General features: G+C 71.5%; 15 protein-coding genes. 10 read left to right on the forward strand and 5 right to left on the reverse strand.

Features of this window, described 5'->3' with window-relative positions; genetic code table 11:
* The first annotated feature begins 146 nt into the window (after positions 1-146).
* Together QMO56_RS06655 and QMO56_RS06660 are read left to right on the forward strand one after the other, a co-directional pair.
* Complete coding sequence (locus tag QMO56_RS06655; RefSeq protein ID WP_283524345.1) at positions 147-1,580, forward strand: chlorohydrolase family protein; 1,434 nt, start codon at positions 147-149, stop codon at positions 1,578-1,580.
* Positions 1,581-1,779: 199 nt separating this feature from the next.
* The gene (locus tag QMO56_RS06660; RefSeq protein ID WP_283524347.1) at positions 1,780-2,430 is read left to right on the forward strand and encodes a LysE family translocator; all 651 of its coding nucleotides are present in this window, start codon (positions 1,780-1,782) and stop codon (positions 2,428-2,430) included.
* Between the two features lie 70 nt (positions 2,431-2,500).
* Here the strand turns inward: QMO56_RS06660 and QMO56_RS06665 are convergent, their stop codons facing one another.
* The 3 genes from QMO56_RS06665 to QMO56_RS06675 all read right to left on the reverse strand — a co-directional run bounded on the left by QMO56_RS06665 (position 2,501) and on the right by QMO56_RS06675 (position 5,492).
* Entirely contained in the window at positions 2,501-4,006 is a 1,506-nt protein-coding gene (locus QMO56_RS06665) for a DASS family sodium-coupled anion symporter (RefSeq protein ID WP_283524349.1), read from the reverse strand.
* 183 nt (positions 4,007-4,189) lie between these two features.
* Entirely contained in the window at positions 4,190-4,357 is a 168-nt protein-coding gene (locus tag QMO56_RS06670) for a hypothetical protein (RefSeq protein ID WP_283524350.1), read from the reverse strand.
* Between the two features lie 343 nt (positions 4,358-4,700).
* The gene (locus QMO56_RS06675; RefSeq protein ID WP_283524352.1) at positions 4,701-5,492 is read right to left on the reverse strand and encodes a ferredoxin--NADP reductase; all 792 of its coding nucleotides are present in this window, start codon (positions 5,490-5,492) and stop codon (positions 4,701-4,703) included.
* A 121-nt stretch (positions 5,493-5,613) separates the two neighbouring features.
* On the opposite strand from QMO56_RS06675, the gene QMO56_RS06680 reads away from it, so the two are divergent.
* The 5 genes from QMO56_RS06680 to QMO56_RS06700 all read left to right on the forward strand — a co-directional run bounded on the left by QMO56_RS06680 (position 5,614) and on the right by QMO56_RS06700 (position 10,917).
* Complete coding sequence (locus QMO56_RS06680) at positions 5,614-6,381, forward strand: GNAT family N-acetyltransferase (protein ID WP_283524354.1); 768 nt, start codon at positions 5,614-5,616, stop codon at positions 6,379-6,381.
* Positions 6,382-6,493: 112 nt separating this feature from the next.
* Positions 6,494-7,531, forward strand: coding sequence for a YihY/virulence factor BrkB family protein (locus QMO56_RS06685; protein ID WP_283524355.1), 1,038 nt, complete (start codon positions 6,494-6,496; stop codon positions 7,529-7,531).
* Between the two features lie 101 nt (positions 7,532-7,632).
* A complete protein-coding gene (locus QMO56_RS06690; RefSeq protein WP_283524357.1) occupies positions 7,633-9,009 on the forward strand; it encodes an esterase-like activity of phytase family protein in 1,377 nt (458 codons plus the stop codon).
* A 161-nt stretch (positions 9,010-9,170) separates the two neighbouring features.
* A complete protein-coding gene (locus tag QMO56_RS06695; RefSeq protein WP_283524359.1) occupies positions 9,171-9,686 on the forward strand; it encodes a GNAT family N-acetyltransferase in 516 nt (171 codons plus the stop codon).
* A gap of 100 nt (positions 9,687-9,786) precedes the next feature.
* On the forward strand, positions 9,787-10,917 hold the full coding sequence (locus QMO56_RS06700) for a mechanosensitive ion channel family protein (protein WP_283524360.1): 1,131 nt from the start codon (positions 9,787-9,789) through the stop codon (positions 10,915-10,917).
* Between the two features lie 147 nt (positions 10,918-11,064).
* Here the strand turns inward: QMO56_RS06700 and QMO56_RS06705 are convergent, their stop codons facing one another.
* A complete protein-coding gene (locus tag QMO56_RS06705) occupies positions 11,065-11,679 on the reverse strand; it encodes a DUF1194 domain-containing protein (RefSeq protein WP_283524361.1) in 615 nt (204 codons plus the stop codon).
* A 161-nt stretch (positions 11,680-11,840) separates the two neighbouring features.
* Between QMO56_RS06705 and QMO56_RS06710 the strand changes: the two genes are divergently transcribed.
* From QMO56_RS06710 to QMO56_RS06720, 3 genes are all read left to right on the forward strand, one after another.
* Positions 11,841-12,848 carry a PRC-barrel domain-containing protein gene (locus QMO56_RS06710; protein ID WP_283524362.1) on the forward strand — a complete coding sequence of 336 codons (1,008 nt, stop codon included), beginning with the start codon at positions 11,841-11,843 and terminating at the stop codon, positions 12,846-12,848.
* Positions 12,849-12,907: 59 nt separating this feature from the next.
* The gene (locus QMO56_RS06715; protein WP_283524364.1) at positions 12,908-13,426 is read left to right on the forward strand and encodes a DUF421 domain-containing protein; all 519 of its coding nucleotides are present in this window, start codon (positions 12,908-12,910) and stop codon (positions 13,424-13,426) included.
* A 266-nt stretch (positions 13,427-13,692) separates the two neighbouring features.
* Complete coding sequence (locus QMO56_RS06720; RefSeq protein WP_283524366.1) at positions 13,693-14,358, forward strand: exopolysaccharide biosynthesis protein; 666 nt, start codon at positions 13,693-13,695, stop codon at positions 14,356-14,358.
* Here the strand turns inward: QMO56_RS06720 and QMO56_RS06725 are convergent.
* Positions 14,273-14,668, reverse strand: a complete 396-nt coding sequence (locus tag QMO56_RS06725) for a LysR substrate-binding domain-containing protein (RefSeq protein ID WP_283524367.1) — start codon at positions 14,666-14,668, stop codon at positions 14,273-14,275. The genes QMO56_RS06720 and QMO56_RS06725 overlap by 86 nt on opposite strands.
* Positions 14,669-14,693: the final 25 nt, after the last annotated feature.

Consider the following 14,693-nt stretch of genomic DNA (forward strand, 5'->3'; position numbering starts at 1 on the left):
GCCCCGGCGCGCCGGCCCTTGCTCCGGCGGATGTCCCCCGGCGGCAGGGCGACGGACCCCGCCACCAGCGGTTGACCGGACCGGGGGCCTGGGGAAGGCTGGCCCTGCCGCGACGAAACCGCCAGCCGCCCCTGAGGAGACCGACCTTGGCCCGCACCCTGATCCGCGCCTCCCACATCATCGCCTACCAGCAGGGCGGCCACCGCCACCTGAAGGACGGCGTGGTGGTGCTGGAGGACGACCGCATCCTGCATGTCGGCCGCGACTTCGACGGCCCGGTGGACCAGGCCCTCGATGCCACCGGCAAGGTCGTCACCCCGGGCTTCATCAACACCCACGCCCACCTCTCCGAAAGCCCGCTCGACAAGAGCTTCGTCGAGGATCGCGGCCCCCGGCAGTTCTACCTCTCCGGCCTGTTCGAGTTCCTCTCCGCGCGCGACGGCGCCATCACCGAGGCGGCGCGCCGCGCCTGCATCGCCTATTCCATGCCCGAGCTGCTGCGCACCGGCACCACCACCATCATGGAGATCGGCTGGCACGGCGACGTGGTGGCCGAGCACGCCGCGCGCTGCGGCATCCGCGCCTATATCGGCCAGGGCTACCGCTCCGGCCGCTGGTTCACCGCCAATGGCCGCGCGGTGGAGTACGAATGGTCCGAGGATGACGGCTTCGGCGCCATGGACGCCGCCATCCGCTTCATCGAGCAGGTGGACGGGCGCGAGGGCGGCCGCATCAAGGGCTTCCTGACGCCGATGCAGGTGGACACCTGCTCCGAGGCCCTGCTGCGCCGCTCCGCCGAGGCCTCGCGCGCCATGGGCGTGCCGCTGGCGCTGCACGTCTCGCAATCCGTCCCCGAGTTCCACGAGATGACGCGGCGCAACGGCTGCACGCCGATCGAGTGGCTGAACGAGATCGGCTTCCTCGGCCCCAACTGCATCCTCGGCCACTGCATCATCCCCGGCGAGAGCAGCTGGGCCAACTACCAGGCCGACGACATCGGCATCCTGGCCGATACCGGCGCCAACGTCGCCCATGCCGTCTGGGTCTTCGCCCGCCGCGGCATCGCCATGGAGAGCTTCGCGCGCTACCAGGCGCGCGGCGTCAACATGACGCTGGCCACCGACACCTGTCCGCAGAGCATGATCGAGGCGCTGCGCTGGACCTCGGTGGTCAGCAAGGTCGTGGACCGCCGCACCCAGGTCGCCACCGCCGCCGACGTCTTCAACGCCGCCACCCTGAACGGCGCCAAGGCGCTGGGCCGCGACGACCTCGGCCGCATCGCTCCCGGCGCCAAGGCGGACCTGCTGATCTGGAAGGCGGATTCGCTGTTCATGACGCCGCTGCGCGACCCCATCCGCAACATCGTCTTCTCCGCCACGGCGGAGGACCTCGAGACCTCCATCATCGACGGCCGCGTGGTGATGCAGGATGGCGTCGTGCCGGGCTACGACCCGGTGGAGCTCGGCCGCGCCGTGCAGGAAGGCGCCGAGGCCATGTGGGCCGGCATGAAGGAGCGCGACTGGGCCGGGCGCGACATCGAGCAGCTCTCGCCCTCCAGCTTCCCGGCCTTCGCGGGCTGAGGCAGCCCGGCGGCAGGAGCGGGGGAGAAGGAATTCTCCCCCGGACCCCCCTCTTCTTTTTTTCTGCCAGCCTGTCGCGCTTCCACCGGGTGCGAGGCCGTTCCGGCGAGGGAAGGCTTCCTCCCGCCGCCAGCGCGGCGGGCTGGGCTCCGTCTTTTCTCTGGGCACCCCGCCGATGGTTCAGTAAGGGTTCGTCATCATGCCAGATCCGACCCAACTCGCCCTGTACTTCGCGGCGGCTTTCGTGCTCGCCGTCACGCCCGGCCCGGGCATCTTCTACGTCGCCGCGCGCACGCTCGCGGGCGGCCGTGCGGAAGGCGTGGCCTCCAGCTTCGGCACCGGCCTGGGCGGCATGGTCCACGTCCTCGCGGGCGGCCTGGGCGTTTCCGCCATCGTGCTCGCCAGCGCGGAACTCTTCACCGCCCTGAAGCTGATCGGTGCCGCCTATCTGGTCTGGGTCGGCATCCGCACCTTCCAGTCCGCCCGCCGGGACGCGTCGGCGGTTCTGAATGGCGGGTCCGCGGCCCCGCCGGTCGGGCCGCGGCGGGCGTTCCGCGAGGGCGTGCTGGTCGAGGCGCTGAACCCGAAGACGGCGGCCTTCTTCCTGGCCTTCGTTCCGCAGTTCGTGGACCCGGCCCAGGGCCAGGTGGCCCTGCAGTTCGTGGTGCTCGGCTTCCTGTCGGTTCTGCTCAACACCCTTGCCGACCTCGTGGTCGCCTTTGCGGCGGGCCGCATCCGGGAAGGCGCGGCGGCGCGTCCTGCCTTGATCCGCCGCCTCCGGGAGGCATCGGGCGCCGCGATGATCGCGCTCGGCCTCGGCCTCGCCCTGGCGAAGCGCCCCGCGACCTGAAAACGGATGCGGGGGTCCGGGGGAACTCAGTTCCCCCGGCGGGGTCCAGGGGCGGAGCCCCTGGGCGCCCTCACAGCACGCCCATCATCGGCCAGAGCGTCGCCGAGAGCAGCAGGATGAGGCCGAAGCCGGCCAGCGTCACCACCAGCCCCACCTTGGCGAACTGCGCCATGCCGAAGGCGCCGGTGCCGTAGCAGAGCATGTTCTGCGGCGCGTTGGTCGGCAGGATGAAGCCGAAGGAGACCACGAAGCTCTGCACCAGCACGATGCCGAAGGCGGTTTCCTTCGAGACCGGCAGGGTCTGGGTGAAGGCGATGACGATCGGGATGAGCGTGCTGGCCAGCCCGGTGGCCGAGGCGAAGCCCAGGTGCAGCACGATGCTGAACAGCGAGAGCGCGCCCACCACCGCCACCACCGGCAGCGTGCCGAGCCCGAGCTGGCCGAGCGTCGCCTGCGCCAGCCAGGCCGCCGCCCCGGTGCGGGAGAGCAGCAGGCCCAGCGAGATGGAGGCGGCGAAGAGCACCACCGTGCCCCAGGGCACCAGCTTTTCCGCCTGCGCCCAGTGCATCACCCCGATGCGCGGCATCAGCAGCAGGGCGATGCCGAGCTGGGTGCTGGTGGCGGTGTCCAGCGGGTGCAGCCAGCCCTCGGTGGACCACAGCACCAGCAGCAGCAGGGCCACCGCCATCAGCCGCTTCTCCGGCGCGGTGACCGGGCCGAGCGCCGCCAGCTCGGCGCGCAGCTTCGCCTCCGCCGCGCCCTTCTCCGGCACCTCGGGCCGCAGCAGCAGCAGCGAGACGGCGAAGAGCACCGCGCACATGGCCAGCGTGAAGGGCAGGGCGGCGAGGAACCAGCCGCCCCAGGTGATGGTGTGGCCGAAGGCGGCCTGCATGAAGTTCAGGCTGATCAGGTTCTGCGCCGCGCCGGTCTTGATGCCGATGTTGAAGATCGAGCAGGCCTGCGCCGTCACCACCATCAGCGTGGCCCCCAGGCTGCTGGTCACCGGCAGGCCGAGCGCACTGGTGATGCCCACCATGATCGGGATGACGGCGCCGACGCGGGCGGTGGCGGAGGGGATGAACAGCGCCAGCACGAAGCCCACCAGCATGGCGCCGAGCGTCAGCCGCGTGGGCGAGAGGCCGACACGGCTCATCACCAGCAGCGCCACCCGGCGGTCCAGCCCGGTGAGCTTCAGCGCCACCGCCAGGAACAGCGCCGCCGCCACCAGCAGCACCGCGCTGGAGGAGAAGCCGGCCAGCATCAGGTTCAGCGCGCCGGCCGAGCCGAGCGGCGCCGTGGCATTGCCGAGCGGCTTGCCCATCAGCCCCACCACCGCCATGCCCACGAGCAGGACGGCGCTGGTGGCGGGCGAGACGCACTCGCTGATCCAGAGGGTGATGACCAGCGCCAGCAGTCCGAGCGAGACCTGCCCGGCCGGCGAGAGGCCCGCCGGCGTCGGCAGCGCCAGGACCAGGCCGTACAGCGCCAGCGCCAGCAACAGGAAGGCCAGCTTGCGGTTGGTGGCCGGCACGGTTGGCGAGCCGATGGGGGGTGAGGCGGCGGCGGTCTGCGGCATGGTCAATCCTTCCGGCCGGAAGGGCCGGGCAGCCCTCCCCTGATGGCGGGGAGAGATGCGCGGATTGCCGCGGCTTGGCCTTGACGGAGATCAATTCGGCGGCCCTTGGCCGCCGGCGCGGGAAACCCGCAGAAGGAAAAGATGGCGGTCCGGGGGAATTCCTTCCCCCAGCCTGCTTCCTTCTCAGCGCAGGGCGCCGCCCATCTTGTCGAGCATTGCCGAGGCGGCGTTCACGCAGGCCTGCATCGACTCGCGCTCCGAGCACTCGATCGCGATGGAGTCGCTGCCGCGGCGCATCCGGAACGAGGCGCCCGAGGACACCGGCGGATGGTGCCGGCCCATCATCATCATCCGCCCGCCCGGACCTTGCCAGCCATCCGGGCGGCCGGGGCCGCCAGGGCCACCGGGTCCGCCAGGGCCACCGGGTCCGCCAGGGCCGCGCATCGGCGGGGAGGGGGGCGATTCGCTGCCCGCTGCCGGCGGGCTGCCATTGCCGGAGCCGGAAGGCGGGGCGGGCTGTGCGACGGCCAGCCCTGCCAGGCCGAGGCAAGCGGCCCCAACGACCGGAATCAGCATCCTGCGCATGATATTCTCCCTTCGTTCTCGGGAGGGCCGGACAGTGCCGCCCCCCTCTGCGGAAGGCTAACGCATGAGGGCGTGACGGTGTCGCACGCTTCGCAACAGAGTGTCGCGGCTACTTCTCCACGAAGGCCTTCTCGATGACGTAGTGGCCGGGGCGGTTGTTCGAGCCTTCCTCGAAGCCGCGCGCCTCCAGCAGCGCCTTCATCGAGGCCAGCATCTCCGGGCTGCCGCAGAGCATCACGCGGTCCTGTTCCGGCGAGATCGGCGGCAGGCCGAGATCGGCGCAGAGCTTGCCGCTCTCGATCAGGTCGGTGACGCGGCCCTGGTTGCGGAAGGCCTCGCGCGTGACGGTCGGGTAATAGACCAGCTTCTCCCGCACCAGCTCGCCCAGCAGCTCGTGCTGCGGCAGCTCCTGGCTCAGCCAGTCGTAATAGGCCAGCTCCTTCACCTCGCGCACGCCGTGCAGCAGCACCACGCGCTCGAAGCGGTCATAGACCTCCGGGTCCTTCACCAGCGACATGAAGGGCGCGAGGCCTGTGCCGGTGCCGAACATCCACAGCGTGCGGCCGGGCAGCAGGTTGTCCGGCACCAGCGTGCCGACCGGCTTGCGGCCGATCAGCACCTGGTCGCCGGGCTGGATGTGCTGCAGGCGGCTGGTCAGCGGCCCGTCCGGCACCTTGATGGAGAGGAACTCCAGAGAGGGGTCGTAGGGCGCCGAGACCATGGAATAGGCGCGCAGCAGCGGTTTGCCCTCCACCATCAGCCCGATCATCGCGAACTGCCCGGCCTGGAAGCGGAAGGCGGCGTCACGCGTGCAGCGGAAGGTGAACAGCCGGTCCGTCCAGTGATGGACGTGCTCGACCGTCTCGGTGAAGAAGGCGGCGTTGGGGGCGGGTGCGTTCATCGGCGGAAAGATTTGTCTCGGCCGCGCGCGGGACAAGCGCCTCCGCGGCGGAAAAGGAAGAGGTGGGGGGGAACGGCGCGGCTTGCGCCGCGGCGCCTTTGCGGTCCAGCCTTCGCCTATCATGACAGCCGCCCCCGACGCCACACCCGAAGCCTCGCCTGCCGATCCTCCCGCAGCGCCCCCCGCGCGCGCCCCCGCGGCGCCCCCTGTGGGGCCGGAGGTCGATCCCACGCCCCGCCCGCTGCCCGCCCGCCTGCCGCATCGCGGCGGCGCCGTGACGCTGGAGCCGCTCGGCGTCCGCCATGCCGAGGAGCTGTGGGAGGCCACCCGCGGCGCGGAGGAGAGCTGGGCCTATATGGGCTACGGCCCCTTCCCGGACTTCCCCGGCTTCCGCCGCTTCATCGCCGGCTTCGCCACCACGCATGACCCGATGGCCTGGGCGGTGCGGCCGCATGTCTCCGGCCGCGCCTCGGGCTGGCTGACGCTGATGGAGATCCAGCCGGCCAATGCCGCGATCGAACTGGGCAACATCTGGTTCGGTCCCCGCCTGCAGCGCACCCGCGCCGCGACGGAGGCGATGTTCCTGCTGATGCGCCACGCCATGGACGACCTCGGCTACCGCCGGCTGGTCTGGAAGTGCAACGCGCTGAACGCCCCCTCCCGCCGGGCGGCGGCGCGGCTCGGCTTCGTGCCGGAGGGGGTGCACCGGGCGCATCTGGTGGTGAAGGGGCGGCGGCGCGACACCGCCTGGTTCTCCATCCTGGAGGACGAGTGGCCCGCCCGGCGCGACGCCATCGCCGCCTGGCTGGCGGAGGGGAACTTCGACCACACCGGTGTGGCGCGGCGGCCACTCCGGGCCGGCGAGGGCGCGGAGCGGGCGGCGGGCTGAGGCGCCGAAGCGGCAGCCTGGGAACTTCGGCCGGCCTGCGTCGTTGCTCTGCCGACGTTACGGTGGCGCGCCAGGATGGCGCCCACCACCCTTCAGCGCCGGGGACCCTGCCATGTCGCTCTTCAGCCGGTCGAAGACCATCCGCGAGCCAGCGCGCTCCAGTTCCGGGACGCCCTCCGGACGAAACCGTGAGGGCGCCCGGGAAAGCCGCGAGGGGCAGGGCCACGCTGCCCGCAATCCCTCGCAGATTCCCGCGCGCGGCTGGTGGAGCATCTTCAAGCGCGCCGCGATCGAGGCCAACAACGACCGGGTGATGACCGAATCCGCCGGCATCACCTTCTACGCGCTGCTGTCCCTGTTTCCCGCCCTGACGGCGATGGTCTCGATCTACGGCCTCTTCGCCGATCCGCAGACCGTGCAGGAGCATGTCAGCATGCTGAGCGGCTTCGTGCCCGGCGGCGGCATGGACATCATCAACGAGCAGTTGCAGCGCGTGACCTCCAGCCAGACCGGCGCGCTCGGCTTCGGCGCCATCGTCGGTCTGCTCACGGCGCTCTGGAGCTCCAACCAGGGCACCAAGGCGATGTTCGACGCGCTGAACATCGTCTACGAGGAGGAGGAGAAGCGCGGCTTCGTCTATCGCACCGTGATCACCCTGGCCTTCACCCTGGGCGCGCTGGTGTTCACCCTGCTCGCCATCACCGGCATCGTGGTGCTGCCGGTGGTGCTGAACTTCATCGGCCTGGGCGGCGCGGCGGAATGGCTGCTGCGGCTGGCGCGCTGGCCGATCCTGCTGCTGGCCATCACCGTGCTGCTGGCCGCGCTCTACCGCTTCGGCCCGAGCCGCGAGAAGGCGCGCTGGCGCTGGGTCACCTGGGGCGGCGTCTTCGCGGCGGTGGCCTGGGCGCTGCTCTCCTTCGGCTTCTCCTGGTATGTCAGCAACTTCGGCGACTACGACGCCACCTATGGCTCGCTCGGCGCGGTCATCGGCTTCATGACCTGGATGTGGCTTTCCGGCATCGTCGTGCTGTTCGGCGCCGAGCTGAACGCCGAGATGGAGCACCAGACGGCGCGCGACACCACCACCGGGCCGGAGCAGCGGATGGGCCAGCGCGGCGCCGAGATGGCGGACACGGTGGCCAAGGCCTGAGCCTGCCGCCGCCGACCCGGTTTCGTCATGCTTCCGTCAAGCGGCTGCAACCGGCCGGCCGTAACAGCCGGCTCCATCGGACCGAGGATGGAGAACCGGACATGCGTGCACTCCTGCTGGCGACCGCGGCGCTTCTCGGCCTGGGCGGCCCCGCCCGGGCCGCGGACATGAAGGTGGAGGCCCGGCTCGCCGGCCATGCCGTGCTGCCCGCCTATTCCATGGCCCTGCCGCCGGCCGACGCGCCGCGCGACGCGCTGGTCGCCGGCAAGTTCACCGGCGCGGCGCGCGAGGACCGGCCGGGCAGCCTGCCCGGCAGCACCGGCCCCGCCCCTGCCGGGCGCCCCACCGGCATCGCCCTGCCCTTCGTCGGCCAGCCCGTGCAGGGCTTCTCCGGCATCAAGCCGGTGGAGGGCGAGCCGGGCGCCTACTGGGTGCTGACCGACAACGGCTTCGGCAACAAGCGCAACAGCGGCGATGCGCTGCTGGCCTTCCGCAAGCTCCGCCCGGATTTCGCCACCGGCCAGGTGGCGGTGGAAAAGACGGTCTTCCTCTCCGACCCGGACCGGCGGGTGCCCTTCCGCATCACCCATGAGGGCACCGATGCACGCTACCTGACCGGTGCCGACTTCGACCCCGAAAGCATCCAGCCGGCCCGGGACGGCAGCGGCTTCTGGATCGGCGAGGAGTTCGGCCCCTTCATCCTCCGCGTCGATGCCGAGGGGCGGGTGCAGCGGGTGGTCGAGACGAAGCTGGACGGCCAGCCGCTGCGCGGGCCGGACCACCCGGCGCTCTTCGTCGGCGCCACGCCCACCGCCGGGGCCGATTTCCGTGCCCGCCGCTCGGGCGGCTATGAGGGCATGGCCATGCTGCCCGATGGCAGCCGCCTCTGGGCGCTGCTGGAGCAGCCGCTCTACCGCGAGGGTTCCGACCAGCCCGAGGGCCCCTTCCTCCGCATGCTGGAGTTCGACACGGAGAAGGGCGACTGGACCGGCCGCAGCCTGAAGCTGCGCCTGGCGCCGGGAGCCGTGGCGATCGGCGACTTCAACTTCATCGACGACCGTCGCGCCCTCGTGATCGAGCGCGACAATGGCGAGGGCGACGCCTCGCTGGCCTGCGCCGAAGGGCAGAACCCGCCCGGCTGCTTCGCCACCCCCGCGCGGCTGAAGCGCGTCTCCCTGCTTGATCTCGGCGAGCCGGATGCGGAAGGCTTCGTCCGCAAGCTGGCGCATGTCGATCTGCTGGACATCCGTGACCCGGAGGGCCTCGCCCGCCAGCGCGGCGACCGCGCCGCCGAGGCCCCGCGCGAGCGCTTCGCCTTCCCCTTCGTCACCATCGAGAACGTGGCGCGGGTGGACGAGGAGCACATCATCCTCGGCAACGACAACAACCTGCCCTTCAGCGCGGGGCGCCACCTGGCCCACGCCGACGACAACGAGATGATCCTGCTGCACGTGCCCGGGCTGCTGCGCGCCCGCTGAGCCTGCGGGCTGCCGCGCCGGAAACCTTCGCGCGGGGCCGGGGGTTCCCGGGCGGTGGGGCGCGGCGGCGTGCGGGCGGATGCGTCCCGCCGCTTGCCGTGCCCCGCCGCCCCGCTTAACCCCAGGGGCGAGAGACGAGTTCCCCTGCGGAGAGCCCCTGAATGCCGCTGCGCGACGCGACCGCCGACGACCTGCCGGCCATGACCGCGATCTATGCCCACCATGTCCTGACCGGCACCGGAACCTTCGAGGAGGTGCCGCCGGGCCAGGACGAGCTCGCCGCCCGCATGGCCCGCATCCAGCAGGCCGGCTGCGCCTGGCTGGTGGCGGAGGAGCACGGCGCGGTGCTGGGCTACGGCTATTTCGGGCCGCTGCGGGAGCGCGCGGCCTACCGCTTCTCGGTCGAGGACTCGATCTATGTCCGGCATGACGTGCATGGGCAGGGGCTGGGCAAGAGCCTGGTGGCGGCGCTGCTGGAGCGGGCGGAGCAGGCGGGCTTCCGGCAGATGTTCGCAGTGATCGGCGATTCCGAGAATGTCGGCTCGATCGGGCTGCACCTGTCGCTCGGCTTCCGGCAGGTCGGCCTGCTGCGCAGCGCCGGGCTGAAATTCGGCCGCTGGCTGGACGTGATCTACATGCAGCGCGCCCTGGGCGTGGGAGACAAGACCCTGCCTTGACAAAGACTTGGCGCTTCACCCTCCCGCTCCGGCTGCAGAATGGCGGAAACATTTTGCACTGCCGTGCATTGCAGCGGACAGTGCGGGAAGGGAGAGGCTCTTGCTCGACCAATTCGACATTGCCGCCCGGCGGGTTGTCGCCTCGCTCGACTGGGTGCCGCCCTGGCTGATCAGCCTGCTGATCCTGGCCGCCGCCCTGCTGCTGGCCGTGGTGGTCAACCGGGCGGCCTACCGGGTGTTCACCCGGATGGTGCAGAACCGGGACCTGTTCTGGCGCTCCCTGGTGCAGCGCACGAAGGGGCTGAGCCGGCTTGCCCTGATCGTCCTCTTCCTGAGCATCGCCGCCGGAATCGCGCCGCTGAGCGCGGTGCAGGCCGGCGTGCTGCGCCATATCCTGGCGATCTGCTTCATCTGCCTGGTCGGCTGGGTGGCGCTGACGGTGCTGCACATCTGGACCACCGTCTATCTCCGCCGCTTCAAGCTGGATTCCGAGGACAACCTGCTGGCGCGCAAGCACGCCACGCAGTCGCGCATCCTGAAGCGGGTGGCGGGTACGCTGATCGTCCTCATCACCGCCTCGGCGGCGCTGATGACCTTCGACGGCGTGCGGCAATACGGTGTCTCCCTGCTGGCCTCCGCCGGCGCCGCCGGCCTGGTCGTCGGCCTTGCCCTGCAGCCGCTGCTCAAGAACCTGATCGCCGGCATCCAGCTCGCCGTGACGCAGCCGATCCGCCTGGAGGACGCCGTCATCGTCGAGGGCGAGTGGGGCAATATCGAGGAGATCACCTCCACCTACGTGGTGGTGCGGCTGTGGGACTGGCGCCGCATGGTGCTGCCGCTCAGCTACTTCATCGAGCACCCCTTCCAGAACTGGACGCGCGAAAGCTCCTCGCTGATCGGCACGGTGCTGATCTACGTGGACTACACCGCGCCGGTGGAGGCCATGCGGCGCAAGCTGGAGGAGGTCGCCCGCGGCTCGAAGGTCTGGGACCGCCGGGTGGTGAACATGCAGGTCACCGACTTCCGCCCCAACGTCATGGAGGTGCGCATGCTGGTCTCGGCCACCAGTGCCGGCCGCGCCTTCGACCTGCGCTGCGAGGTGCGGGAGAAGATGATCGCCTGGCTGCAGGCCGAGCACCCCGGCGCCCTGCCGCGCCAGCGCGCCGAGATCCAGCGCCTGCCGAAGGGCGCCGCCTGGGCGGACGACAGCGCCCTGGCCGCAGGGGAGTGAACAAGGCCGGGGGAATGAATTCCCCCGGACCCCCTTCTTTTTTCTTCGAGTTTCCGGCGCAGGCGGCCAGCGCCGCCTCAAGCTGACAAAAAGAAGATGGGGGTCCGGGGGAATTCCTTCCCCCGGGCTTTTTTCGTCCGCGGCTGCTCAGGCGATCATCCCGCCCAGGATCTCCCGCCGCAGCTTGCGGCGGATCGCCTCGGCGAAGTCGGCATAGTCGGCGCAGGGCATGGCGAAGGCGCCGGGTCCGCCGATCACCTCGGCCTCGTAATGCGCGAGCAGGTCCGGCTCCTCGTTCAGCACCGCCAGGGCGTTGATGGTCACGCCCGCGGCCACGCCGATGTCGCGCACCGGCCCGGGCGCGCGCCCCTGGTTGTGCGCCCCGTCGCCCGAGACGTCGAGCACCAGCCGCGTCGCTTCGCCGGCGAAGCGCCCCAGCAGCGCCAGCCCGGCCGCCATGCCCGGGCCGAGGGCGGTGGCGCCAGGGGAGGGCAGGCGAGGCGCGTTCCCGATCGCCTCCGCCAGCGCCTCGGCCTCGGCCGCGCCGCCGATCCGCATCCACGGCACCGCAACCTCCTGCGCGCCGGACCAGAACAGCACCGCGACCCCCACCGCCCCCTGCGGCCCGGCGGCGCAGGCGGCGGCGATGTCCGCCTCCCGGAAGGCTCCGGCCAGGCCGCCGATCATCAGGCCGAACTCGTCGTAATCCACGCTGGCCGAGACATCCACGGCAAGGCAGAGCGCAAGGTCGACCGGCTGCATGGGTTGTTCTCTCCCGGAGAGGTGAAGCGAATAAAGGCGTAAAAAAGGCGGAATTCAGGCAAATTTGCGAACCTCCGGAGGGGGAGGGAGTTGAGTCGGGAACGGCGACCTGCCGTGTCCGCGGCCCCTCGGCGTGGACTCCAGAAGCACGGGAGAACACCATGCGCGATACCACTCTGCTTTCCCGCTCGGCCTTCGCGGCGCTCTTCCTGGCGCCCTGGATGGCGGCCGCCCAGACGACCCCCGGCGCCTCCCAGACGAACGCCCCGGCGCAGCAGCAATCCGGCGGCAAGGCGCAGCAGCAGGCGCAGCAGCAGTCCGGCAGCCGCAGCCAGGGCCAGTCCGGCGCCCCGGCCCGGCAGCAGGCCAGCGCCGGCCAGCAGGGCGTGGCGCAGCAATGCCTGAAGGACCTGCAGGCCTTCCGGGACCGGGTGGGCCAGGACGGCTACTGGCTCAGTGGCTATCGCCAGGGCTATGGCTGGGGCTGGGCCGGCGGCCTCGCCGCGGCGCCGGCCGCCACCATGGGCGGTGCCGCAGGCGGCGCCACGCCCGGCAGCACGGCGGCCACCGCCGGGAACGATGCCCCCTGGGGCGATGTGAACTGGCGCATGGCGCCGGCCCGGGCGCTCACCGCGCTGCAGAACGCCGCCATCGTCATGGCGCATCGCGGCAACGAGGAAGGCTGCCAGATGGTGCTCGGCGAGCTGCGCAGCAGCTATGACCAGTACGCGAAGGACCTGCGCAATGCCGGCGTCGAGCCGGGCGAGGTCAACTCCTACCGCACGCAGCAGCTGGCGGCGGCCAAGCCGGTCACCCAGATGCAGCGCGGCTTCCGGGCCGACGACATCACCGATACCGACCTCCGCAACCCGCAGGACCAGTACCTCGGCAGCGTGGAGGACGTGGTCGTCAATCCCTCGAACGGGCAGATCCGCTACGTCGTCGTGGAGCGCGGCGGCTTTCTGGGCATCGGGGAGGACTATGTGGCGGTTCCCTGGAACAGGCTGAGCGCCACGCCGCAGATGGACGCCTTCGTGCTCAAGGCCAAGCCCGAGACGCTCGGGCAGGCGCCCAAGGTGGACCCGGAGAGCTTCAGCTCCGCGGATGGCTACGCGCAGCAGGCCCAGCAGATCGACAGTTTCTGGCAGCAGCAGACCCAGGGCGGCTGACCCGAAACTGGGCGGAGGGGGATCGCACCCCCTCCGCCGCCCATGGTGGAACCTGACCAATGTTCTTTGATTCCTGGACCGGGCTGGCGCGCGTGCTGATCGTCGGCAGCCTGGCCTATGTGGCGCTGGTGGTGCTGCTGCGCGTCTCCGGCAAGCGCACCCTGGCCAAGCTCAACGCCTTCGACTTCATCGTCACGGTGGCGCTGGGCTCCACCCTGGCGACGGTGCTGCTGAGCAAGTCGGTCGCGCTGGCGGAGGGCATCCTCGCCTTCGCCCTGCTGGCGGGGCTGCAATTCGTGGTGGCCTGGCTGTCGGTGCGCTCCGAGCGGTTCGACGCGCTGGTCAAGTCGGAACCCGCCCTGCTGCTGCACCAGGGCCGCTTCCTGGACAGCGCCTTGCGGGCGCAGCGCGTGACGCGGGAGGAGGTGCTCTCCGCCCTGCGCGGGCAGGGCTTCGCCCGGCCCGAGCAGGTGGGCGCCGTGGTGCTGGAGACGGATGGCACGCTGAGCGTGCTGGGCGCCCCGCACCTGGAGGAGCGGGAGCGCCTGCCGGGCGTCGCGGCGCCGCCCGTGGCCTGAGGGCCACCATGAGGGGCGCCATTTGCACCGCGCCCTATTGATCCCGCCCGCCGCCGCCTCATCTCCCAGGGCCATGCCCTGCCTCTCCCGAGGCGGGGCGCAGAGCCGGGAAGCTGCCCTCCGCAGGCGCCGGAGGGAGCGCGCCCGGTTTTGCGCGTGAGTCCGGTGCCGGCGTGCCGCCGGCGGTGCTCCAGGCGACGAGGCAGGATGGGCGACGAGGCAGGATGATGGATGGAACCGCCGGTGCCTCCGCGCCGGGAACCGGGATGGACGAGCTTCGACGGGTTTCGGCGCCCCATGACCCGCCGCCGCATGGCCCGAAGGGTCATGAAGCCGGGGAGGGTGCGCCGATCACCCGCATCATCGCCGAGGTGGCCGCCACCTTCCCGGGCGAGCGCATCAGCCTCGGCGAGATGGCCGAGGCCTTCGGCGACCGCGCCTTCGGCCTGCTGATCCTGCTGCTCTGCCTGCCCAGCCTGCTGCCGGGCATGGCCAGCGTCTTCGGTCTGCCGATGCTGGTGCTGGGCCTGCAGATGGGCCTGGGCTGGCGGCAGCCGCAACTGCCCGGCTTCCTGTCGCGCAAGACGGTCCGCCGCACCGACCTGCTGCGGCTGGCCTCCGCCTCCTCGCGCGGGCTGCGCTTCGTCGAGCGCTTCGTGCGGCCGCGCCCGGGCTGGTGCGTCAGCCCGGTCGGCGAGCGGCTGGTCGGCTGGCTGACGGTCTATGCGGCGCTGATGCTGATCCTGCCCGGCCCCGGCACCAACGGGCCGCCGGCCTTCGGCACCATCATCATGGCGCTCGGCGTGGTGGAGCAGGACAGCCGCGTCACCGCCGCCGGCCTCGCCGTCACGCTGGTGGGCTGCCTCCTCGCCAGCGGCGTGCTGCTGGCGCTCTGCTGGATGGGGCTGCGGGCGCTCGGCTGGCTGTTCTGAGCCGGCTCACCCCGCTGCCATCCGCCGCTCCAGCAGGTCGAGCAGCGTGCGGGCGGCCGGGCCGGGCGCGGCGCCGCGCCAGCGGGTGGTCGCGCCGGCAGGCCAGTACGAAGGGGTCGCGCCGCAGCGGCCGGAACTCCACCTCGCCGCTCGCCACCGCGTCCACCACGCCACCGGCCGAGAGGTCCATCACCCGCACCGCCGGGAAGCGGCGGGCGAAATCGGCCAGCGTCGCCGGCAGGAAGCAGTAGGCGGCGGTGGGAATGCAGGCGATGGTGACGAGCCCGCGCCGCCGTCTCGCGGATGCCAAGCAGGCTCTCCTCCAGCTCGTCGAG

The organism is Roseomonas sp. E05 (genome assembly GCF_030063475.1).
In the GTDB taxonomy this organism is placed as follows: Bacteria; Pseudomonadota; Alphaproteobacteria; order Acetobacterales; family Acetobacteraceae; genus Pseudoroseomonas.

Excerpts from the sequence above, each read along its gene's own strand:
- QMO56_RS06660 (WP_283524347.1), top strand. The coding sequence starts at position 1,780 with ATGCCAGATCCGACCCAACTCGCCCTGTACTTCGCGGCGGCTTTCGTG.
- QMO56_RS06665 (WP_283524349.1), bottom strand. The coding sequence starts at position 4,006 with ATGCCGCAGACCGCCGCCGCCTCACCCCCCATCGGCTCGCCAACCGTG.
- QMO56_RS06670 (WP_283524350.1), bottom strand. The coding sequence starts at position 4,357 with ATGATGATGATGGGCCGGCACCATCCGCCGGTGTCCTCGGGCGCCTCG.
- QMO56_RS06675 (WP_283524352.1), bottom strand. The coding sequence starts at position 5,492 with ATGAACGCACCCGCCCCCAACGCCGCCTTCTTCACCGAGACGGTCGAG.
- QMO56_RS06680 (WP_283524354.1), top strand. The coding sequence starts at position 5,614 with ATGACAGCCGCCCCCGACGCCACACCCGAAGCCTCGCCTGCCGATCCT.
- QMO56_RS06685 (WP_283524355.1), top strand. The coding sequence starts at position 6,494 with ATGTCGCTCTTCAGCCGGTCGAAGACCATCCGCGAGCCAGCGCGCTCC.
- QMO56_RS06690 (WP_283524357.1), top strand. The coding sequence starts at position 7,633 with ATGCGTGCACTCCTGCTGGCGACCGCGGCGCTTCTCGGCCTGGGCGGC.
- QMO56_RS06695 (WP_283524359.1), top strand. The coding sequence starts at position 9,171 with ATGCCGCTGCGCGACGCGACCGCCGACGACCTGCCGGCCATGACCGCG.
- QMO56_RS06705 (WP_283524361.1), bottom strand. The coding sequence starts at position 11,679 with ATGCAGCCGGTCGACCTTGCGCTCTGCCTTGCCGTGGATGTCTCGGCC.
- QMO56_RS06710 (WP_283524362.1), top strand. The coding sequence starts at position 11,841 with ATGCGCGATACCACTCTGCTTTCCCGCTCGGCCTTCGCGGCGCTCTTC.
- QMO56_RS06715 (WP_283524364.1), top strand. The coding sequence starts at position 12,908 with ATGTTCTTTGATTCCTGGACCGGGCTGGCGCGCGTGCTGATCGTCGGC.
- QMO56_RS06720 (WP_283524366.1), top strand. The coding sequence starts at position 13,693 with ATGGACGAGCTTCGACGGGTTTCGGCGCCCCATGACCCGCCGCCGCAT.